Source organism: uncultured Nostoc sp., assembly GCF_937863485.1.
Lineage (GTDB): Bacteria > Cyanobacteriota > Cyanobacteriia > Cyanobacteriales > Nostocaceae > Nostoc.
Genome location: NZ_CALMFY010000043.1, coordinates 151,070 through 172,932, shown reverse-complemented (window position 1 = coordinate 172,932; position 21,863 = coordinate 151,070). Strand labels below are relative to the sequence as shown.

Annotated in this window: 16 protein-coding genes; 9 read left to right on the top strand and 7 right to left on the bottom strand. The window is 40.1% G+C overall.

The window, feature by feature from the left end; genetic code table 11:
• Positions 1-63 precede the first annotated feature (63 nt).
• A complete protein-coding gene (locus tag Q0541_RS06380) occupies positions 64-2,709 on the bottom strand; it encodes a PAS domain S-box protein (protein ID WP_298907139.1) in 2,646 nt (881 codons plus the stop codon).
• A gap of 197 nt (positions 2,710-2,906) precedes the next feature.
• Positions 2,907-3,608, bottom strand: a complete 702-nt coding sequence (locus tag Q0541_RS06375; protein WP_298907136.1) for a rhomboid family intramembrane serine protease — start codon at positions 3,606-3,608, stop codon at positions 2,907-2,909.
• Positions 3,609-3,789: 181 nt separating this feature from the next.
• Here Q0541_RS06375 and Q0541_RS06370 point away from each other — a divergent pair, with 181 nt between their 5' ends.
• From Q0541_RS06370 to Q0541_RS06360, 3 genes are all read left to right on the top strand, one after another.
• On the top strand, positions 3,790-5,919 hold the full coding sequence (locus Q0541_RS06370; protein WP_298907135.1) for a serine/threonine-protein kinase: 2,130 nt from the start codon (positions 3,790-3,792) through the stop codon (positions 5,917-5,919).
• Positions 5,920-6,548: 629 nt separating this feature from the next.
• Positions 6,549-8,984 carry a hybrid sensor histidine kinase/response regulator gene (locus Q0541_RS06365; protein WP_298907133.1) on the top strand — a complete coding sequence of 812 codons (2,436 nt, stop codon included), beginning with the start codon at positions 6,549-6,551 and terminating at the stop codon, positions 8,982-8,984.
• The gene (locus Q0541_RS06360; protein ID WP_298907131.1) at positions 8,981-10,276 is read left to right on the top strand and encodes a response regulator; all 1,296 of its coding nucleotides are present in this window, start codon (positions 8,981-8,983) and stop codon (positions 10,274-10,276) included. Before Q0541_RS06365 ends, Q0541_RS06360 begins: the two co-directional genes overlap by 4 nt.
• A gap of 306 nt (positions 10,277-10,582) precedes the next feature.
• Here the strand turns inward: Q0541_RS06360 and Q0541_RS06355 are convergent, their stop codons facing one another.
• The gene (locus Q0541_RS06355; protein ID WP_298907129.1) at positions 10,583-12,349 is read right to left on the bottom strand and encodes a serine/threonine-protein kinase; all 1,767 of its coding nucleotides are present in this window, start codon (positions 12,347-12,349) and stop codon (positions 10,583-10,585) included.
• A gap of 552 nt (positions 12,350-12,901) precedes the next feature.
• On the opposite strand from Q0541_RS06355, the gene Q0541_RS06350 reads away from it, so the two are divergent.
• Complete coding sequence (locus Q0541_RS06350) at positions 12,902-13,618, top strand: PEP-CTERM sorting domain-containing protein (protein ID WP_298907127.1); 717 nt, start codon at positions 12,902-12,904, stop codon at positions 13,616-13,618.
• Between the two features lie 560 nt (positions 13,619-14,178).
• Here Q0541_RS06350 and Q0541_RS06345 read toward each other — a convergent pair.
• Complete coding sequence (locus Q0541_RS06345) at positions 14,179-14,601, bottom strand: hypothetical protein (RefSeq protein ID WP_298907125.1); 423 nt, start codon at positions 14,599-14,601, stop codon at positions 14,179-14,181.
• A gap of 263 nt (positions 14,602-14,864) precedes the next feature.
• Between Q0541_RS06345 and Q0541_RS06340 the strand changes: the two genes are divergently transcribed.
• Complete coding sequence (locus Q0541_RS06340) at positions 14,865-15,905, top strand: class I fructose-bisphosphate aldolase (protein ID WP_298907124.1); 1,041 nt, start codon at positions 14,865-14,867, stop codon at positions 15,903-15,905.
• A gap of 97 nt (positions 15,906-16,002) precedes the next feature.
• On the opposite strand, the gene Q0541_RS06335 is transcribed toward Q0541_RS06340, so the two are convergent.
• A complete protein-coding gene (locus Q0541_RS06335) occupies positions 16,003-16,386 on the bottom strand; it encodes a hypothetical protein (protein WP_298907123.1) in 384 nt (127 codons plus the stop codon).
• A 327-nt stretch (positions 16,387-16,713) separates the two neighbouring features.
• Complete coding sequence (locus Q0541_RS06330; RefSeq protein WP_298907120.1) at positions 16,714-16,914, bottom strand: hypothetical protein; 201 nt, start codon at positions 16,912-16,914, stop codon at positions 16,714-16,716.
• A 138-nt stretch (positions 16,915-17,052) separates the two neighbouring features.
• Between Q0541_RS06330 and Q0541_RS06325 the strand changes: the two genes are divergently transcribed.
• The gene (locus tag Q0541_RS06325; protein ID WP_298907117.1) at positions 17,053-17,604 is read left to right on the top strand and encodes a DUF2806 domain-containing protein; all 552 of its coding nucleotides are present in this window, start codon (positions 17,053-17,055) and stop codon (positions 17,602-17,604) included.
• On the top strand, positions 17,559-18,047 hold the full coding sequence (locus Q0541_RS06320) for a DUF2806 domain-containing protein (RefSeq protein ID WP_366941823.1): 489 nt from the start codon (positions 17,559-17,561) through the stop codon (positions 18,045-18,047). The genes Q0541_RS06325 and Q0541_RS06320 overlap by 46 nt, the downstream gene beginning before the upstream one ends.
• 225 nt (positions 18,048-18,272) lie before the next feature.
• On the opposite strand, the gene Q0541_RS06315 is transcribed toward Q0541_RS06320, so the two are convergent.
• Positions 18,273-19,826: a YcjF family protein gene (locus Q0541_RS06315; protein ID WP_298907113.1), complete on the bottom strand. Its 1,554-nt coding sequence runs from the start codon at positions 19,824-19,826 to the stop codon at positions 18,273-18,275.
• A gap of 666 nt (positions 19,827-20,492) precedes the next feature.
• Between Q0541_RS06315 and Q0541_RS06310 the strand changes: the two genes are divergently transcribed.
• Positions 20,493-21,017: a DUF937 domain-containing protein gene (locus Q0541_RS06310; RefSeq protein ID WP_298907110.1), complete on the top strand. Its 525-nt coding sequence runs from the start codon at positions 20,493-20,495 to the stop codon at positions 21,015-21,017.
• A gap of 111 nt (positions 21,018-21,128) precedes the next feature.
• Complete coding sequence (locus tag Q0541_RS06305) at positions 21,129-21,713, top strand: pyridoxamine 5'-phosphate oxidase family protein (RefSeq protein ID WP_298907109.1); 585 nt, start codon at positions 21,129-21,131, stop codon at positions 21,711-21,713.
• The last annotated feature ends 150 nt before the right edge of the window (positions 21,714-21,863 follow it).

Genomic DNA, 21,863 nt, shown 5'->3' with positions numbered 1-21,863 from the left:
CCTACCTTAATGGATTATTGTCGGTTTGAGGTACTTCAAAAACTGAGATGCTCCCTGGGACGCTTACCTTAAATCAGCGATCGCTTTCAGCAATACATCTGGATCTACTGGTTTAGAAATATGCATTTGAAATCCTGCTGCTAGCGCTTGCTGTTGATTCATTTCCCCTGCATAAGCCGTCAAAGCGATCGCTGGTACGTGTCCTCCTTGTTGAGGCGATCGCGCTCTCACTTCCCGCATCAGCATATAACCGTCTGTCTTTGGCATTCCAATATCGCTAATTAAAACATCTGGTATCGACTCAGACAGCGCTTGTAATGCTTCCTGTGCTGAGGATACGGCGGTTACTTCTGCACCGTAGTCTTGCAAAATAAAGGTAATTAAGTCGCGGATATCGGGTTCATCGTCTACCACCAAAACTTGAGTGTTTGAGAGCAGCGAGGATTCTGGCTCAGAATCTAAAGACTCATTCTCTTCATACCTAACATCTTCACTTCTGACTAAAAGGGGTAGCTCAACAGTGAAGGTTGCACCCGATCCTTCTCCAGGACTTTCGGCTTGAACTTTTCCCCCATGCATTTCTACAACCTTACGCACGATTGCTAATCCTAAACCTAATCCCCCAAATGTCCGAGTAGTTGTGCCATCAGCTTGGCGAAAGTAATCAAATACATAAGATAAAAAGTCTAGGGAAATTCCCTTACCTGTATCACTGACCTGAATTTGAGCCTGGTTAGCAGCTTCCATGAGTCGAATTTCTACCCGTCCTCCTGTTGGTGTAAATTTTACTGCATTAGAGAGCAAGTTCCACACAACTTGTTGCAGCCGATTTGGGTCGCCGATCACTTGTCCCAAAGTGGGATCAAATATGGTCTGAATTTGAATTGACTTAGCTTGTGCGGCTAGTTGTACTGTCTTTAGTGCTGCTTCAACTACCATTACCAAGCTTACCGGACAGATATTCAAGTTTAATTTTCCTTGGAGGATGTGAGATACATCCAACAAATCTTCAATTAGCTGGGTTTGTAACTTGGCGTTGCGTTCAATGGTTTCCAAGGCGTGGTTAGTGGTTTTTTCATCAAACTTGCGAGTCCGCAGCATTTTCGACCACCCCAGAAGGGAGTTGAGTGGGGTTCGCAGTTCATGGGAGAGAACCCCCAAAAATTCATTTTTGATTTTGTTGGCGATTTCTGCTTGTTGGCGTGCTGTTCTTTCTCGTTCAAGGAGGCGATCGCATTCTTTCTCGGCTAATTTACGCTCGGTAATATCGAGTACAAAAGCAACACAATTATCCTGGGAGTCATTCAGCAAGGCTATCCCCAAAACAATTGGTACTCGCTTTCCGTTGCGGTGGATGTACTCTTTCTCATAAATTCTGGAAACTCCACTGGTTTGCACCTCCAAAAGGGCGCGATCGTCTAAATCCTTATACTCGACAGGAGTAAGTTCTCTCCAATTAATTCTCCCTAAGGTGGCAAACTGATCACGAGTGTAGCCAGCTAGTTGAAGAAAGGCATCATTGGCATCAATAATAAAGCCATCCACATTCCAAAAAGCGACTCCAATCAGATTAGATTCAAATAAACGCCGAAATCGCGCTTCACTTTCACGTAATGATTTTTCTGCCCGTTTGTGTTCGGTAATATCGTGATAAACACTAATTACGCCTTCAATAGTTTGATTGGAATTCCGTAATGCTGTGAGGATGTATTCATAATAATGCACTCCATCAGCAGTAAGATATTCACACTCATCCTTAATCGGCTGCCCAGTTTTCATCACAGCTTGTCGTTGATTATCAACCTGCTCTACAAGGTCTGTAGGTAAATCCAATTCTGGCAAAGTTTTTCCGATGATATCCTGGGGATTTAAGCCTAATAGAGTAGCTCCATCACGACTGACATACTGATAGCAACCTCTGCGATTAAAGATGTAAATGTGATCTACTGATGCAGTGAGGATAGCATTTAAAATATTTGCCTGTTCTTGAACTTGGGTTGTTAGTTCACGAGTACTTTCTTCTGCCTGCTTGCACACAGTAGTTTCCATACAAACTCCGATCATTCGCACCGCTTGTCCCTGATCGTCATAAATAAATTTTCCCTTGGCAGAAATCCAATGTACACTTTGATCTAATCGAACTATGCGATATTCATTGTTGTAGTCAGTCTTTTGTCTTAAAGCCTGGGCAATAACTTGCATTACAGATTGCCTGTCTTCACGATAAACGCACTTCAGAAACGCCTCATAAGTGCCCTCAAAACTCCCTGGAAGCAGACCAAAAAGCACTTCATGATTTTCAGACCAGATGACTTGATTGGTAACAATATTCCAATCCCACAAGCCCATCTGGGAAGCATCTAGAGCAAGCCTGAGCCGTTCTTCACTCTCCCTCAGGGAGACTTCTACCTGCTGTCGCTGTGCAATTTCTTCTTGGAGTTGCTGTAAACTCACCGCCACATCTGTTGGTAGATTAAAGGCTGTGGATATTCCCTGTTGAAGATGCGATTTAATGCCATACTCGACAACTTGAATCTGGGGATTCTGTGTTGCTATTGCTAATTCTGTTTCTAGTTTTGTTAGTTGTTCCTCAAGCGCTGCTTGCCTTTGTTGATAAGATATTTCTGATTCCTCTAACTCAGCCACACGATGCCGCAGAACTGTTAATTCATCAGTGACTTGAAAGTTAGTTTTATCAATATTTGGCATTTTTTACACTGCTCAGAACTAAACAATACCGATTTGAAGAGTAGGCATCCCCTAGCTTTAGCAGTATGGATTTTTTCGTTGAAAAATACAATACATCAAAAGGTACATAGAAGTTTTAGCCAAAAGACATCTGACGATTATTAAGAGCGGCGTCTAACGACAAGACGCTTTGCATCCAGCAGTGATTTAGTAATCACTCATCTTTTCAATCGCATGAAAGCTGCACCAATCAATAATCCCACAACCTGCCCCCAGAAGACAACACCCGATTGATTTACACCAGCAGGGGGAATATTTAAACTGCCTATACCATAAAATAATTGTTGCAAAAACCACCAAAATATATAGAAAAAGGCTGGAAGTTCGATGGGGATATACAAGATTATTAGCGGCAAAATTGTGTCAATTTTAGCTTTAGGAAATTTCAGAACATATGCTCCTAAAACAGCTGCGATCGCACCATTTGCCCCAATCAATGGTACTGTCAAACTCGGTTCAGCCAGAATTTGGACTATCCCTGTGATCACCCCAGCAGCCAGATAAAATCCTAGATAGCGTCTATGTCCCAGAATATTTTCTACAGTCTTCCCAAAAACCCACAAAAATAACAGATTTCCCAATATTTGACTAAAACTGCCATGTATAAATATTCCCAAAAGTAGTGATAATGTTTGCCAAATTACAATTATCCAAGCAGCAGAGTTGTTGAAAAATACCGCATTTGTAATTGCGCTACTAATCTGGGCTGGAATCACACCCCAACTATTGACAAAATAGCCCAATTCATCACTAAATTCTAGTTTAAGTTCCCCTAAAAATATGGCAATATTAATGCTAATCAGCCAGTAATTAATAATCGGTTTACTCCGACAACGAATATTATCACTAATAGGAATCATATTAATTCGTAAGAACGCTCAAAAACTCGCTAACATAATTCGTAATTAAGAAACACCAAACAAGTCATCATCCAAGCGGTTCCCTATCTTCTCCCTACTCCCCACTCCCCACTCCCTCACTTCTGCTTAACGTGTGGCAAGATTGAAATCAGATCGCATCGCACTTAACTAGGCAAACGAGATGCTAGGAAACACACTTGTTGGAAGATACCAAATTATTAGTAACTTGGGAGGAGGGGGTTTTGGTGAAACATTTGTGGCTTATGATACTCAATTACCCGGATCACCTCAATGTGTTGTCAAAAAACTTAAGCTTCAGGCTACTGATCCAGTAACTTTGGAGACAGCTAGGCGTTTATTTGATACAGAAGCACAAGTTCTATATAAATTAGGAACTCACGATCGCATTCCTCAACTTTTAGCTTACTTTGAGGAAAATGCCGAATTCTATCTCGTACAGGAATTGATCAAAGGCCACGACTTGAGTCAAGAATTAATACCAGGTAAAACCCTAACTCAAGACCAAGTAATTTCACTTTTGCAAGAAATTTTGACAATTCTAGAATTTGTCCATCAACAGAATGTAATTCACCGTGATGTTAATCCCGGAAATATCCTCAGACGCCACCAGGATGGCAAATTAATCTTAATTGATTTTGGTGCAGTTAAACAAATTACTACCCAGGTGATTACTCCTGAAGGCTCAACTAGAGGTACCGTTGCTATAGGTACGCCTGGATATATTCCTAGTGAACAAGCTCATGGTACACCAAAATTAAGCAGTGATATTTATGCTGCGGGAATAATTGCTATTCAAGCTTTGACTGGATTATCACCAGAGGAAATAGCAAAAGATGCTGATACTAATGAAATCATCTGGCACAATCAAGCCACGGTAACGCCAGAATTCGCTCAATTCTTAGATAAAATGGTGTGCTACGACTTTCGGCAACGCTATCCTTCGGCAACGGTAGCATTACAAGCGTTGAAAGAGTTAATCCAACCACCTGCTCAGACAATAGCGTTAACTCCTATTTCTCCACCAAAGAATATAACCAAACCCCAACCTAAAAAAGGAATATTAGTTAAAATTTTCCTAGCAATATTTTTAATTGGGGTCAGTGGAGTAGCATCAATATTTATTTTTAATTACATTAATTCAAATAATGCCATAGAATTATCTAAGCAAGGAAATACATTTTTTGATTTGCAACGCTATCAAGACGCATTAGAAGTATATGAAAAAGCCATTAATATTAGACCAGATTATGCTCAAGGATGGAATGGTCAAGGCAAAACGCTGTATAAATTAAAAAAATATAAAGAAGCATTAACTGCATATGATAAAGCAATTCAAATTCAGCCAGATTATTTTGAAGCTTGGAGCGGACGAGGCTTTGTATTGGTAAGTTTACAGCGATATCAAGAAGCGATCGCCTCTTTTGACAAAGCTTTACAATTAAATGATAAAAACTCGGAAGTCTGGAACGCTAAAGGTGAAGCTTTAAGTAATTTAAATCAATATGATCAAGCAATTAAATCTTATGAAAAAGCGATTGAATTCAAGCCAGATAATTACGAAGCTTGGTATAAAAAAGGATTAGCTTTGCAGTATTCTAAGCGATATGAAGATGCGATCGCAGCCTATGAAAAAGTCGTTGATTTAAAACCAGATTACGAGCAAGCTTGGTATAATTGGGGAAACGCGCTAGTCAAGTTGCGACGCTACCGAGATGCGTTCACAGCTTATGATAAAGCAGTGCAATACCAGCCAAATTATTATCAAGCTTGGTTGGCGAGAAGTAATATCCTCATGAATTTACAACGTTATCCAGAAGCAATTGAATCTTTTAATCAAGTAATTAAATACAATCCTAGTAACTATCAAGCATGGTATAATCTGGGCTGGTCGCTGCATCAAACCCAACGCTATGAAGAAGCAATAAAATCTTATAACAAAGCAGCAACACTTAAGAGAAACGACTATCAACTATGGTATAATTTGGGGAATTCACAATACAGTTTGCAGAAATACGCAGATGCGATCGCATCTTATAATAAGGCAGTTCGTTATAAACCAGACCATTCCGAAAGCTGGTATAACAGAGGTAATGCCCTATTAAATTTGAAACGGTACCAAGATGCGATCGCATCTTACAATCAAGCAATAAAATACAAGCCTAATTACCAACAAGCAATAGACGCCCGCAATCAAGCCCAGATTCAACTGCAAAGCGAGAAACCAAAGCCCATAATTGTGCCAATTATCCCAGTTCCTAATCCTACTAATCCACCGCAGAGGACACCTTAGTACCGCAAGGCGGAAGTCACTCATTCAAAAGTCAAAAGTCAAAAGTATTATGGAATAACCTTTTTAGGGCTTTTTAATGGTCTGCTTATTTCCGCCGTGCTGTACTAGTAGACTGTGGCGTCAGTTTGCCTATTTTTAACAAGGGGATTTTACCTTTACCCCTTGTTTAGCCCCTTGTTTCGAGAAGTGCTATATAAAAGCGGCAGCGTGCAAATCTTGTAAAGTACGAGCTTGCTAAGACTGCGGAATTACAAAAACAGACCTTTGACACTCATGATATTTACTTTTTATGCTGATTTTGTTTCTAATTTAGCCTGATTGTTTAAATATTAGGCGATCGCGATTTTATCTCAAACGCTTGCCTGATTGCACATATCCCATTGATTGGTTTGTTGGTGTGCGATCGCTTAGTATCCAAAACTTATGTATTAACAACACTTCTTAGAAGCAAGAATTAGAATTCTAGTTGATTTTCAAGAATATTTTTAAATAAAAATTTATAATCCACAGCATTACTATAAATTTATTGACTATTTTACCAAAAGCTGTGAGCATCGGTAATTTCTTGGGCAATCTAAAGATAACCTAGAATTTTTTCTTACCTAACTATGTGATTAAGGAGCTAACCCTTGATACAACAAAACTCTAGTCTATTATCATCTGACAAAGGAAATCATCCCTCACGAAATTTACTGATTCGATTTATTCTTGGCGGCACTACCCTTATAGTCAGTATTTCTGCTTATTTCAGCTATCAAGCTGCTAGAAATATGATGCTCAAAGATTTGAGACAGAGTGCTTTTGTAGAGGTACAGAGAGGGGTTGCTAAAATTGATCAGTGGTTATACCTTCGCCAAGTGGAGGTAGAAACCCTAGCTAATACTTCAACTGTCCGCTCCTTAAATTGGTCTGCGGCAGACCCCTATTTAAAGGCAGAAGTTAAGCGGATCAATGAATTTTTCCTTTTCCAAATAGCTAATCCAGATGGTTCATATTCCAATACCAAAGTTGGTCGATCAAATAAAAATATTCAGGATCGAGACTACTTTCAAAAAGCAATTTCAGGAAAGAGGAACATTTCTGACCCCTTCATTAGCCGTTCTACAGGAATTCCTTTAATTGCGATCGCCACGCCGATCTGGTCAAATTCTGCTAGCAGTAGTTCACCGATTGGCGCCTTCCAGGGCAATGTGAGAGTCGAGCACATTGCGGAGGTTGTCAACTCCCTGCACTATGACACGAACAGCTATGCTTTTGCCCTCAATTCCCAAGGACAAGCAATCGTTTATCCTAACTCGGCGTTAATGTCAACCGTAGAAAAACCTGCACCCAGCCTGCTGAAAATGGGCGATCGCAATTTAAATGCGATCGCCCAACGGATGGTAAACAAACAACAGGGAATTGAGTTGATGGAAATTGACGGCACTAAAAAGTATGTAGCTTATCTACCGTTGCAAGCCGCTAACTGGTCTGTGGCTTTGGTGATTCCCCGCCAAAATATCGAATCTCGATTGCAATTCCTCGATTTGATTGCCTTAATTGTCGGTGGACTGACACTCACCATGATTACTGTCTTGTGGCAGGTGCAAGCATTTGAACAAGCTGAACTGAAAAAGTCTAAAGCTGCATCTGATACAGCCAACCATGCTAAAAGCGAATTTTTAGCCAACATGAGTCATGAACTGCGAACGCCCTTGAATGGCATTCTTGGTTGTGCCCAAATTTTGCTGCGTTCCCCAGCTTTACCTAATCAAGAGCAATATCACATCAATATTATTGAACAATGCGGCTCTCATCTGCTGACTTTAATTAATGACATTTTGGATCTCTCCAAAATTGAAGCGAAAAAGCTAGAACTGTATCCCCATGATGTGTATTTCCCATCTTTTCTCCAAGGAATTGTCGAAATATGCCAGATTCGGGCAAAACAAAAGGGCATTTTTTTTGTCTATAAACCCGCGATCAACTTACCTACAGAGGTTCATGTTGATGTCAAAAGATTACGTCAGGTGTTATTGAATCTGCTGGGAAATGCCATCAAATTTACAGATGAAGGTCAGGTTACTTTCAATATTGAAGTAATCGATCAACCTCCCAGTGATGGACAGACAGTGAAATATCGCCTTCGCTGTACTGTAGAAGATACGGGAATTGGTATAACTCCCACAGAATTGAGCAAAATTTTCTTGCCATTTGAACAAGTAGGTGAGAAAAAGCGCCAAGCTGAAGGCACAGGGCTGGGTTTAGCTATTACTCGGCAGTTAGTGCAGATGATGGGTAGCGATATCCATGTTAAGAGTCAGATCGGTCAGGGGAGTAGCTTCTGGTTTGAATTGGAGATTCCCGAAGCGACTGACTATTTTCAACCTGCCATCGCTGTATCAGAGAAACAAATCATTGGCTTTGAGGGTAGCCCCTACACCATCCTGATGGTTGATGATCGCTGGGAGAATCGCATAGTAATTACAAACTTACTGCAACCACTGGGTTTTAATGTAGTTGAAGCCAGCAACGGTAAAGATGGTTTAGAAAAAGCGATCGCCCTCAAGCCAGACTTAATCATCACAGATTTGCTGATGCCAGAAATGGATGGGTTTGAATTAATTGAACACCTGCGTCACACTCCAGAAATTCAGGATGTCTTGATTATCGTCTCTTCCGCTAGTGTTTTTGAAGCCGACCAACATCGCAGCCTGCAAGCTGGAGGTAACGCCTTTCTCAGCAAACCTATACAGGTAAATGAATTATTGCATCAATTAGAACGCTACTTAAATTTGGTATGGATTTACAAGCAATCTCAGCCTGATGGAGAAAAAGCCAAAGAAGCAACGACAGCAAATAGCCAATCTGCTCAATTAACCCCTCCTTCCCCCGAAGTGTTGCAGGAACTAGTCACCTTAGCCAGTAAAGGTAACTTCAATGCCATTCTCAAGTGGACTGATCAACTTGAGGAAACAGACACAACCTTCGCGCCATTTGCTAACGAACTACGACAGCTAGCAAGGCAATTTGATGAAGATTTAATCCTCAGTTTCTTGAGTCAATATGCGGTGGAAACAGTATGAAAACGACTATTGGAGACCAAAATAATTCTATCAATTATGCTCCTTCCAGGGGAGTTGTTTTAGTCGTTGACGATAACCCTACCAATTTACAAGTTTTATCCAGCTTTCTGGATCAGTCTAGCTTTGAAGTTTGGGCAGCACGCAGCGGTGAAAAAGCCCTTCAGCGATTAGAAAATGATGATTTACCTGATTTAATCTTGCTGGATGTGATGATGCCGGGTATAGATGGTTTTGAAACCTGTAAACAGCTAAAAAGCAATCCTCGTGTCCAAGATATTCCGGTCATTTTTATGACAGCCCTCTCAGAAACTGCTGATAAAGTTAAAGGTTTGCAATTGGGAGCCGTAGACTACATTACCAAACCTTTTCAGCATGAAGAAGTCTTGGTGCGGATCGAAAATCACCTAAAGCTGAGAAATTTAACGAAAACCTTAATTGCTAAAAACGTCGAATTACAACAGACTCAAACTCAACTGATTCAAGCAGAAAAGGTAGCAGCTTTAGGTCAACTGACAGCAGGAATTGCTCATGAAGTTAATAATCCTGTCAATTTTATAGCTGGCAATTTAAAATTTGTTAAACAGTATGTACATGAGATAGTTAATTTACTGTATCTCTATCAAAAATATCTGCCAGAACCACCAAATGAAATTCAAAATGCAATTCAACAAAGCGATCTCAATTTTTTGTTAAATGATTTATCTAAAATTATTCAATCCATGCAAGTTGGTACAGATCGCGTTACAGAAATTGTGTCATATTTGAACAACTTCTCACGACACAGAGAAGCTGGTAAGAAACTAGCTAACTTGCATGAAGGGTTAGAAAGTACATTACTCATTCTTGGACATCGGTTTAAACAAAATGCTAACTACCCAGCTATCCAACTAATCAAAGAATATGGAGACTTGCCACTTATTGAGTGTTTTGCTGGCGAAATTAATCAGGTTTTTATGAATTTAATTTCTAATGCAATCGATGCAATTGAAGAAATATATAAAAATAAATATCTGGGTACAAATTATCAATATTATGGTGTGATTAAAATTAAAACTGAGGTAATTGGAGAGCAAGTTATTTTAAGAATTGCCGACAATGGCTCAGGTATAAGCAAAGCAGAACAAACAAAAATATTCGATGCCTTTTACACAACCAAACCTGTCGGTAAAGGAACAGGGCTTGGTCTATCTATTGCTTACCAAATTGTGGTTAATAATCATCACGGCAAGCTCACATACCATTCCCAACCAGGTGAAGGCATAGAGTTTATCCTTGAACTACCCATCCGATAAATTAGAATTTACAAACTAAATAAAAGAAAACATCACTTCTTTATGTACTAGAACACCAATTCAGTAATCCTGAAAGAACCTCTCTCCCAACCCTAGTAGGGAATGAGGCTGAAGGGTTTCTCTCGAAAAGAAGTCTCTGACTAGGAATGCCTAATGGGGGGCTACCGCCTCAAGACTTGCGGCAGAACGGAAATGAGGTTTTAAAGGAGTTTTAATTGAAGTTGACACCAATGGATATATTGTGCCCCTACTCACATTTTAAAATTGCTATATGTAACAAGTCCATTAATCTAAAAATTGCTGTAACTACCGAATATTCACCTCTTGTAGGTAATTTACTCCCTGAAGATATTCAATCTTAGTAGCTGAGTTTTTAGATGTAAATGAATTTGTTTTTTTTGCAAAAGCTACCTTTTGAGAGTCAGCCAGCAGGCGTTGCTTTTGAGTATACTCATTCAGTTTGACTTGAGCTTGAGCATAAACCAGAGTATCGTTGGGAATATTTTGGAGAAATTTCAGAGCCAGATCAAAATCACCAATAGATGCTTTTTTGTAAGCGTTCTGCAAAAAGTACGCTGCTCTAATCTGCCGCTTTTTATTGTACTCAGCCAGCTTTTCTTGAACTAAACCACCTGCACGACTTTCTTGAGGAATTTGACGCAGATATTGTAATGCAGTAGAAAAATCTTTTATTTGGGCACTTTCGTAAGCTTTTGCTAATAAATCTTGCGTCTGTGCTTCAATGTTGACGGATGCTTGCTGAACTAATTTATCTGTTTTAGATTGCCAATATAAAATATTTGGAATTTTAGCAACAGCATGAAGAACATCTGACCATCTGCTCTCATGAAAAGCTGTTTGAGCTATTTGGTATTGCTGTGCAGCTACTTGCCATTGTTGTTGCCATTCTTCAACTGTGGCTTGGGCTTCTGGATAAACATTGCTGTGGGAAGGAATTGATTTAACAAGTGCGATCGCCTCTTGCAAATCTCCTGCTTGATATTCTTTTGTGGCTTGAGATAAAGTTTCTGTTTCTGAGTATGCAGGTGCATTATTAATTAAAGAATATACACCAAATCCCATCACCAAAGAATTAGCCGCCAGTCCAACTTTCATTCCTGTTAATAACGGGGATAATTTCCCAGATGTAAGATTTTGAGAATTATCATCTTCAATCGCCGCCTTTAGGGGAAATTGCTCATCTACTTCTAATATTTCTGGTGGCTGATCCCATGTTATTTGTTTGAGTACCCGCAGTACCTCACCCGCAGACTGGAAGCGGTTTTGAGAATCGTAGCGGATCATTTGACTGAGAACAGCGGCTAGATAATCGTTAACTGGCGTGTTTTGAGAACGCCAAAAAATTTCATTAGTATAAGGATCAGCCTTTAATTGTAGTGGTTCTAGCCCTGTTAAAGCCTGGATGGCAATCATACCCAAAGCATAAATATCACTGTTGGGCTGTGTTTGACCAATAAATTGCTCTGGCGGTATGTATCCCAATGAGGTGAGGGGAATCCGATAAATGGGCAATTCTGCACCTATACCAAAATCAACAGACTGGATTGAGCCAAAGTCAATCAGAACTAACTTGCGATTGCTATTACGTCTAATTAAGTTTTCCGGTTTGATATCGCAATGGATCACGCCTTGAGAGTGAACAAATTCCAGAATACCTAAGACATCTATCAGGAATTCTACAACTTCCCTCTCACTCCACAGACAACCCCACTGTTGCTCGATGGGCAATTCCGCAGTCAGTGCATGTCCTTCAATCCACTCTTGCACTAAATAAAATCGCTCGTTTTCTTCAAAGCAGGCGATGAATTCAGGAATTTGGTGATGGCTTCCCAGAAGCTTGAGGGTTTGGGTTTCAGTTAGAAACAGTAACCTCAGCATCTCCAAGTAGCCAGATTCGGAACTGCTAACTTTAATCTGTTTAACAACGCATCTGGGATTCTGTGGATAATCTACATCTACAGCTATGTATGTTTGTCCAAACACCCCTGCACTCAGGCTTTGGACAATTTGGTAACGCCCTTGTAGTAATTTACCGATTATGTGGCTGGTCATGACCTGGTTACTCAGTAAGTCCCTTTATTTAGTTTTTCTGACATTCCCACCTGTTTCCGGAATACTTTAGAAATAAATAACCAGAGTTTTAATACTTTAAATACAAGTATAATTTTTTAAGTATTTTTGCTTATAAAGAGGGTATTTTACTTTACTATAATTTACTAATTTTATTAATTTTTAATATGACGATATATGTTTATATGATTAATAAAAAATTTCAAGTTTCAAAGCTATTTTTCGTCTCTTTGTAAGGGATTAGACGTAATTTGAAACCAAAAAAGAAAGAAGCTATAAAAATTGTGTAAATTTTGTATAAAGTTTATGTATTTTTACTGGTGTTGGGATTTTTTATTTTATCATACCAAAAACACCATTGTTTGATTTAATACATAATCTTTAGTGCCAATAGAACCCTAGTTCAATACTGAATTTTTCACTACGCTTAGTTACTCTTATTGTGGAGCAACCGTGTCCTTTGAAAAACAGTGATTGTATAGGAAAAAGTTTTGTAGATTTTACCTAAACAGTTCAAATTTAGAAGGGTATCCAATGAAAAAGTGTTACAAATTGGCAATTACGGCTGCTATTGTTGGATTTGGATTAGGAATGCTAAATGCAGCACAAGCAGCAACTTTTACTGTAAATGCATCAGATCAAGGTTGGTGGGCTGCTGAAGGGGGAATTAATGGGCATAATGATAACGATAATACCAACTATATAACTGGATATATCCGCGGAACAGATTTGCGTAACTTTTTTACATTCGATCTTGGTGCTATAGCAGGAGTCTCCTCAGCAACCCTGCAAATTCAACGATTTGAGGGTTCAGTAAGTCCAACAGAGACTCTAGGTTTTTTTGACGTTTCAACACCTGCTAATGTAGTTACTCATAAAAATAGTAGCCCCAACAACAGTATTTATAATGATTTGGGAAGTGGTAAAAATTATGGAACTTTTGATGTTACTACTTCTGGTGATCCAAACGAAATTCTGAGTTTTGCTCTCAACTCGGATGCCATTGCAGATATTAACGCCAGAAGCGGGAAATTTTTCTCAATTGGAGGTGCGCTTTTGGGTGATCTTGAAGAACATGATCGCGAAAATTATCTCTTCGCCGCTAGTGGTAATGGTCCGGTTGCTAAACTTGTCATTGAAAATACCGATTCAACCCCTGTTCCGGAACCTAACACCCTTGGTGGGATAGCGGTTGTCAATGTTGCAGGATGGTGGCTAAAGCGCAAACGAAAAGCATCTCTGGGTATATAAACTAATTTAGTTTCGAGGAACTCCAACTGTACAGTGACAAATAAAATGGCATCGTAACAAATTAGTGTTATCAAGTTAAGCTTTACCTACTTTAGGCTTGTAACAATTTATTTTGATGCAGCCTGTAAGTTCCTAATACTGATTTTAGGCTGAACGTTAGAGAGTCCAAGCTTCACACCTTGATGACACTAATTTAGCATAGTGACAAAGAAACAATCACTGTATATATTGTACAAGAATGTATACTATCTTAAACTTCAAACAATATTTGTACTGTCTTATTTTGACAAATGTGTTGAATATAAGACTTTATGTAAATAATACCTTCGCTAAAAAAAGAGGATAAAGAGAGAAGGCCGATGAAGTAGAGTTATTATTTTTCCAAACGACAACTCAAAAGCTACAAGCAGCCCATGTTCGAGATATTAACACTGTTACAATGCCTAGAAGTAAAACTCAAAGATAAACGTGGACGAAGGTGATCAAAAATGAGCATAAAATGAACACATCGGTTTAGATTAGGGGTCACATTTAATTATCTAGCTTTTCCCGTTATATTCTTACTTAATAGAAATTGTGAAATTGTATAAATGATTAGCCGACCCAGAACCGCCTACGATATAGTAATCACCTGTGCTGTAAAGATGCAGGCGAAAACTCTTACCTTCACTGCCAGCGCCAATGAAAACTGGACTTAAAGGTTTACCATTAACACCATAGAGAGTAACACTGGCATGAGCGCCTAAACTATTAACTTTTAAAGTCAATGTTTGTCCAGCTTTAGCTCTTAATATGTATATGTTAGTTTCTGCATTTTGAATTGTGGTACTACTTTTTCCTCTAGCAAAAACTACACGACTTGTAGTTAGGGAATTCAAATGCTGTCTGACATTTGCAAACTGTGCCATTGAGGGAGCCGATAAAACATAAGCTCCTGCTGTAAAAAGTAGGGTAGATAAACTACTGACCAAGAGATGTTTCATAACAAAGTTGAAGTTTTTAGTATCTATGATAACTACTCATCTAAAAGGTTGATTTACGGAAAAGTTAAATCATTTAGCCTTTCGAGACTTTGGCATAATCACAAAAAATGCGGAAGATTGAATCTCCACAAGCAATGCTGACATAGGAGGTCATAGTATCTATACAAAAAGAATTTAACAAATAATTTGGATTATTAGGAATAATTTGCAATAATAATTTTATATATATAGCGATCGCCAAAACCAACGAAGGGATGATTAACATGAGTGCATATGCGCAGGAATTGAGAAACACCGCCAAGGCAATGGTTGCTCCTGGTAAAGGTATCCTAGCAATGGATGAAAGCAATACTACATGCAACAAGCGATTTGAAAAGTTAGGTATCCCCACGACAGAAGAACGACGACGTGCTTATCGAGAGTTAATTCTGACAACTCCTGGTTTATCTGAACACATCAGTGGAGCTATTCTCTACGATGAAACTATTAGCCAGTTTTCTCAGGCTAAGGTTGCTTTTACGAAGGTGATGCAAGACGCGGGTATGATCATTGGTATCAAAGTTGATGCCGGAGCTAAAGACTTAGCAGCTTGTCCAGGTGAGAAAGTTACCGAAGGATTAGATGGTCTAAGGGAGCGCATTGCTGAATATTACAAAATGGGCGCACGTTTTGCCAAATGGCGGGCTGTGATTACCATTGGTAATGGTATTCCCAGCGGTACTTGCATTGAAGCCAATGCTCATGCGCTAGCTCGTTATGCTGCTTTGTGTCAGCAAGGAGGACTTGTACCAATTGTGGAGCCTGAGGTATTAATTGATGGCGACCATACAATAGAAGATTCTTACGAAGTAACAAATAAAACTTTAGAAGCAGTATTTAATCAACTGCGTCTGCATAAAGTTGAGTTTGACCAGATGATACTTAAACCTAGTATGGTGATTTCTGGCTTGACTTGTCCCAATCAGGCGAGTGTAGAGCAGGTAGCAGAAATGACTATTCAATGCCTACTCAAGAACGTACCTGTTACTGTTCCCGGAATTGCTTTCCTTTCCGGTGGACAGAGTAACGAACGCTCAACGGAACATCTGAATGTGATGAATGCTAAATTTGCTTCCCAGTGTCCTTGGTCTGTTACCTTTTCCTATGCCCGCGCTATTCAGCAACCAGTTTTAGATTACTGGCGGGGTAATGATCATAAGACATCTGAGGCACAAAAATTACTCTATCATCGAGCGAAGTTAAACGGAGCAGCCAGCCTTGGTCAGTACAATGCAGAGATGGAAAAAGCACCGACTTTGGTCTGATGGTTTAATTCATGAGTTTTTAGCGACTTTCCTCGACATCAACACAGGATTGTAGCGGTATTTGGGAAATAGTCTTTATCTATCCAGTACCGCTATTTTATCGCTCTTTCATCACTCTCTCCAGATAAAAAAACAATAATCCTTGCTGCACAAGACTTTCAGTTAAAATAGATAATTCTAGCCATAATGTTAGAAAATAAAGCTCAAAACCCAGTTTGTGTCTCTTGTTTAAAAGTTGGCTGAGATTTTTCTTTGACCAGAGTTCTGATGCACTGCTTTGGGCTTTGAGCAAGTAAGTTTCCGCTTCGATTAACTGTCCCACCGCCAAGTGACAATTAGGAAGATTCTGACATGAAAGGACATAGATATGAATTGCCTCGGAATTACTTAAGTGGGAAGTTGCTTCCTGCAATACCTCCTCTGCAACAGTCAATGCTTTTTGATAGCAGGCGATCGCATCGTAGTATAACTTTACTTGCATCTTACTGTTTCCTTCCTGGATGTGGTTTTCCAAACCGGATGGACTGTGTTCAGGTTTATTGGAGTGCTGTACATGATAAGTAAGGATAAGAATGAGTAGGGGAAAGCCTAAAAATCTTGATTCTCTCAAGAACCGCGATCCTCAATATTTCTTTAAGGGCATCAATACTTACAATTTGCAAAAATTGCGAATTATATCAATAAACTGAAACTGCAAGATCCACAGCTGCGCCGCCTTACTGACTTTTAAGAGCCTCTCACGGGTACGTTTTTCGCTCCCGCAACATATCAAACAAACACCTTCTTCTCCCTTACACCCTTATGTTTCTTAGGAGTTAATAGCTTGATCATAGATAGAAACACGATAAGCGCAGCGGCGATCGCCACTTAAAATATGTTCGACTCGTTCAATGCTAACTGTAGAACCGAGTAACCTTGTGAAGACTTGTAATTCTGAATTATCGGCGATCGCTCCAGAGTTAGTTTCCCACATAACCAAGGGCGATCGCACTTTAAGGAAAGAAAGCATTGATAGGAGTACAGAATATTTTGGTCAAGTCCGGCACAAAAAAATTAATTTTACGTGTTTTTACGGTTAAATTCTTATTAATACATCTGTACCATTGTAAACACCGATTTTTAGGAAGTAAAAAATACGTAGCTGTAAATGGAAATCAAAGATTTAGCTGGCATTAGTGAACCACTGAAGAGACTTATTGAAGTAATGGCTGAAGGGTTTGGTGCAGTTTCACGCCCAGACCTGATCAAGAAAAATGCTGAGGCTAAAGCTTACGAAATACGAGTTATTTCCGAAGCTATGGCTGAGAGCCGTAAGTTGCTTGGTGGTGCAGATTATGAAGACGGTAAAGTTAAGATGATGGGATCTTCTGAGACACCTAGCCCGATCCTCTCACTTGCTGAGCGTGCGGCAAACCGTAATGAATACCAGGAGTTACGAAAGCAACAGAATATAGAATCCGTATGTGCAAACGCTGCTGAGGAACTAGCAAATAAAAGTGAGATCCCAGAACAGAAGCCAGAACCAGAATGGATTAATCATTTCTTTGATATAGCAGAGAAAATTTCAACAGAAGATCTCCAATACTGGTGGGGGAAAATCCTGGCTGGGGAGATTACAAAACCTGGTTCTTTCTCGCTACGTACTCTTGAGATATTGAAAATCTTTCACGACAAGAAGCAGAAAACTTTGTTGAATTAGGGAAATATGTCCTAAGTGATAAGAACATAGCTTTTTACCTTGACCCAAGAGAATATATTTTTAAGAAAGATAATACTATTGGCTTTTCTGAAATTCTTGATCTAAAAGACGCTGGTCTTATAAATGATAGTGAGTTTCTAGGTTTTTCCTTTGAAGCTAGTACCTCCGGCAGTACCTCTAATTTACTTTACTCCTCTTTAATTCTCTTATTTGAAAGAGAGAAAGATACGCCTGAAATCGGAAATGAAGTTGGAATGTTAACAAAAGCAGGTACAGAACTATTGAAACTTATATCAGTTCAGCCTGATATGGAATATATAGAATTTGTTGCTCAAAAATTTAAGCGAGAAGGTATGAAAATTGCTTGGGCACCTATTATTGAGGATGGTGAAAACCTATCAATAGGAGACAAAACATATATCGTTACTGAGGAACCAGCTTAGTTATGTTAAAACGATTATGCACACAGTATAACAATCTTGGTGTAGCGCAGATTGCTGTCTATCAAAGTAAGCAATCAGCCCCGACCGGGTAATAAAGCTATGCCGCACTGCCTCTTAAATACCCTAGATATATGAGGCTTTGACCATCCTTGGTAAGAAATTAATTACTAGAATTTCTTAGTTTACGCTTTTGAGTAGCCAGAGGTGAACAATGGTCAGAATCTCCTAACCCTCAGCTTCCGTATCTTCCTCAACCACCTCAGATTTTTCTGTTAACGGCTTCACTACCCGCGCGATCGCTTCTTGAATAAAAGCCTTGATAAATTCATCTCTGCGATTAATTTGAAATTGTCGCTGCACAACTTCCGTCATTCCACCATCACCCCAATCTTGATCATGACGAAAATATTCAATAAAACTTTTACCAGCAATTCGCGTTAAATAAGCTGCTGTCACGCCTTGAATCGCTCTACCAATAATAAAGGTGGCAACATTGAGCTGCAAAGCTGTAGATAATAATTGAATTGCTCCCTTGACAATGCCCAAACTGGCGATGGTTTTCGCTAAAGAAAGGGCTAACTCTCGTCCCCGTTCCATATTCAATTCACAGCCGTAGACTCTGCCAATTTCCACAACCATTTGAGCATTAACAGCAGCTGTCGCCAGCAAATCTACCACTGGTATCGGCGTGACTGATACTACACCAGCACCAATCCACTGAAAACGTTCCACGATTTTGTCAGCTTGACGGCGACGCTGACCATCAATGAGTTTTCGCGCCTCGTCTCCCAATCGTAGAGATTGCAAAAGAATGTTATCTGCTACCAAATCTTCACCCTCAGCCCGTAAAACAGCAGCCGTGCGCCGCAACAAGGGGACAATATCCGGTTCCGGCTGAAAGGTTTCGCCAGTTTCTAGTTGTGCAGGTTGGGGATTAGCAGCGATCGCCACCACATCATTAGTTGCAATAAATCCCAGTACCCGTTGACGCAACCTAGCCAGGATAGCTTCTTTATCTTCATCTGTATAGAGATCAGTTTTGTTAAGTACTAGGAGCGATCGCTTACCAATTTCTGCCAACCCCCGCAGCGGCTCATATTCTGAACGCCGTAAGTCATTATCTACCACAAACAACAGTAAATCTGCTTCTGTTGCCAGTTCTCGCGCCATTTGTTCCCGTTCCGTTCCCGCTACCCCTGCTTCTAAAATCCCTGGTGTATCTGTAATTAAAATCTTGCGTTCTAATCCCTTCAACCGTAGACAATAGGTTTCTCCAACCTGGGTTGTACCCATCGGTGCATTCACCTGACCTACCATGCGTCCCATAATTGCATTAACTAGAGAAGTTTTACCAGCACTTCCCGTACCAAATACTACTACTTGAATTTCACCCCGTGCTAAGTTGGCTTCAATTTCTCGCGATCGACTTAATAAAGCTTGGCGTGCTACCTCATCTTGAATTTGTGCTACCTGTTGTCGCACAGCTTGGAGAGTTGTAGAAGCAGCATCAGATTTAGCAGCGGGAATTTGCGCCGCAGTCACTCGCTTCGGGTTGCGGCGCGATCGCTTTTCTCCAGATCGAATCACCAATACATAATAAACAAAAGCAGCAACCAACGCTCCTATGAGGACAATCAGCAGCAACAGCAGCAAATTGCCTAGCAACGGCGAATAGGACAATTGCCAATAGAGGCGCGATAGGGAATCAATTAGCCATAGGGCTAGCCCCAAAATGACGATTAGACCAACAATCAGCGTTACTATGCGTGACAGAGGCATGGTTGGGAAAGATTAGTGGGTATTCAGTAGGCAGATGCTTCTAATCTTAATAGTTTCAGTATTTTTTACCAGAGTGCTAGGAAGGAGCTTTTGATCAACGAGGCTGAAGTTTGAACTTCTGAGGTTGAAGCTTAAGCCTTTGAGTTGATCATAAATTATAAAACTGAGTAGGAGCGATCGCTTCTAGCAATAACCAAAAAAGCGATCGTATTGTCATACCAATAAATCTGAATCAAAGTTTCAGTATTTTTAACCTTTAGTGATAGTGCGAATTGCAGACAACGGCTTTGGTATTTACCAGAAAATCAGAAAAAGATATTTGAAACATTTTTCACAACCAAATAACGAGTCATTGGTACTGGTTTGGGGCTAGCGATGCCTGTGGCGGGCTACGCCTACGCATATCAGATTGTGGTAGAAAAACATTAGGGTAAAATTACTTGTCAATCTGAGTTAAATCGAGGTTCAGAATTTACGATCACTCTGCCTACCGCAGGTATCGCTGTGCCGATTTCTCACCCTTGAGCTAGTAGCTTTTGAAATTTTATTCGTTCATTATGAGCTGGCGTGTTCTAATCTTTTAGTGGACTTACGAAAGTCTGCCTACACAAAAGACTTCAAGCCAGTTTTGGCAAACTTTTTGAGAACAAAGGGAAAAACAAACTTATGGGACTTTTCGATCAAATTCTTGGTGCCGTCGCTAATCCTAATCAACAAGGCAGCTTAGGTCAACTGGGAGGTATTATTAACACTGTACAGCAGTTGAGCGATCGCACTGGTACAGACCCGTCTACCATCCAATCAGTTTTGTCTATTGTGGGTGGTCAAGTACGTTCTGCTTTACAAGATAAGCAAGCCACAGATGGTAATGAAGCCACACAAACTCTAGTGAATCAATATGCTGGTACTTCACCTAACCCCGAAGCCGTCGATTCGCTGTTTTCTTCTCAGATACAACAACAAGTAGCTGAAGTTGCTGCCCAGCGCACTGGATTGGATGCTGGTATAGTTCAACAATTGCTACCTTTAGCAGTACCTTTGGTACTAAAGTTTTTGCAATCAGGTGCCAATGCCACCAATCCCCAAGCTGGCGGCAATCCTGTACTGAATTCTTTCTTGGATGCTGACGGTGATGGTGATGTGGATATCGCTGATGCCATCCAAATGGCTAGTCGGTACATGAGACAGTAACATTTTGTAAGTCCTTACTTACTTAGACATCGGCAATTAGGGCTTGCTAGATGTTTAGCTAAGACATAGCCTGAGAAGATGGGAAATTTGCAAATATAAATCAGACAGTTTATGTCTAAATTTTTTGACTCTATTACTGACGAACTGCAAGACTTTATTACTGCTCAACACCTTTTCTTCGTTGGCTCTGCACCTTTGAGTTCTACAGGTCATGTTAACCTCTCTCCTAAAGGTTTAGGCTGCTTTTGTATCCTCTCTCCCAACCGAGTAGGTTACGTAGACCTTACAGGCAGTGGTAACGAAACATCAGCCCATTTGCAAGAAAATGGGCGGATAACCTTTATGTTTTGCGCCTTTGAGGAACCTGCGTGTATCCTGCGTCTTTACGGTCAAGGAAAGACGATTTTACCAAGTTCTCCAGACTGGGACTCCCTCTATTCTCTGTTTTTGCCGATGCCTGGAGCTCGTCAAATTATCGTCGCTGATATTGAACAAGTACAGACTTCCTGTGGTTTTGGCGTACCACTCTATGAATATCGAGGTCAGCGCCAGACTTTAGTAAACTGGGCTAGTAAAAAAGGTGAAGAGGGAGTTCGAGAATTTCAACAGAAGAGAAATCTCGTCAGCATTGATGGTTTACCGACACCACTGAGTGAAATTACCCTAAATTTGACAAAAGCGGACTTTGGGGCATGAGTCAGCCCCAACTCTTCTCTACGAGAGGCTGCGCCAAGGAGACGCTACGCGAACGGGGAAGTCAAAAGTCAAAAGTCAAAAGTCAAAAGTCAAAAGTCAAATATTTTGAACCCCATAAATAAATTTAGGGGCTTGTACCTTTTTGTTTAT

Coding starts and splice junctions, on each gene's coding strand:
- Q0541_RS06380 (WP_298907139.1), bottom strand. CDS start 2,709: ATGCCAAATATTGATAAAACTAACTTTCAAGTCACTGATGAATTAACA.
- Q0541_RS06375 (WP_298907136.1), bottom strand. CDS start 3,608: ATGATTCCTATTAGTGATAATATTCGTTGTCGGAGTAAACCGATTATT.
- Q0541_RS06370 (WP_298907135.1), top strand. CDS start 3,790: ATGCTAGGAAACACACTTGTTGGAAGATACCAAATTATTAGTAACTTG.
- Q0541_RS06360 (WP_298907131.1), top strand. CDS start 8,981: ATGAAAACGACTATTGGAGACCAAAATAATTCTATCAATTATGCTCCT.
- Q0541_RS06355 (WP_298907129.1), bottom strand. CDS start 12,349: ATGACCAGCCACATAATCGGTAAATTACTACAAGGGCGTTACCAAATT.
- Q0541_RS06350 (WP_298907127.1), top strand. CDS start 12,902: ATGAAAAAGTGTTACAAATTGGCAATTACGGCTGCTATTGTTGGATTT.
- Q0541_RS06345 (WP_298907125.1), bottom strand. CDS start 14,601: ATGAAACATCTCTTGGTCAGTAGTTTATCTACCCTACTTTTTACAGCA.
- Q0541_RS06340 (WP_298907124.1), top strand. CDS start 14,865: ATGAGTGCATATGCGCAGGAATTGAGAAACACCGCCAAGGCAATGGTT.
- Q0541_RS06335 (WP_298907123.1), bottom strand. CDS start 16,386: ATGCAAGTAAAGTTATACTACGATGCGATCGCCTGCTATCAAAAAGCA.
- Q0541_RS06330 (WP_298907120.1), bottom strand. CDS start 16,914: ATGCTTTCTTTCCTTAAAGTGCGATCGCCCTTGGTTATGTGGGAAACT.
- Q0541_RS06325 (WP_298907117.1), top strand. CDS start 17,053: ATGGAAATCAAAGATTTAGCTGGCATTAGTGAACCACTGAAGAGACTT.
- Q0541_RS06315 (WP_298907113.1), bottom strand. CDS start 19,826: ATGCCTCTGTCACGCATAGTAACGCTGATTGTTGGTCTAATCGTCATT.
- Q0541_RS06310 (WP_298907110.1), top strand. CDS start 20,493: ATGGGACTTTTCGATCAAATTCTTGGTGCCGTCGCTAATCCTAATCAA.
- Q0541_RS06305 (WP_298907109.1), top strand. CDS start 21,129: ATGTCTAAATTTTTTGACTCTATTACTGACGAACTGCAAGACTTTATT.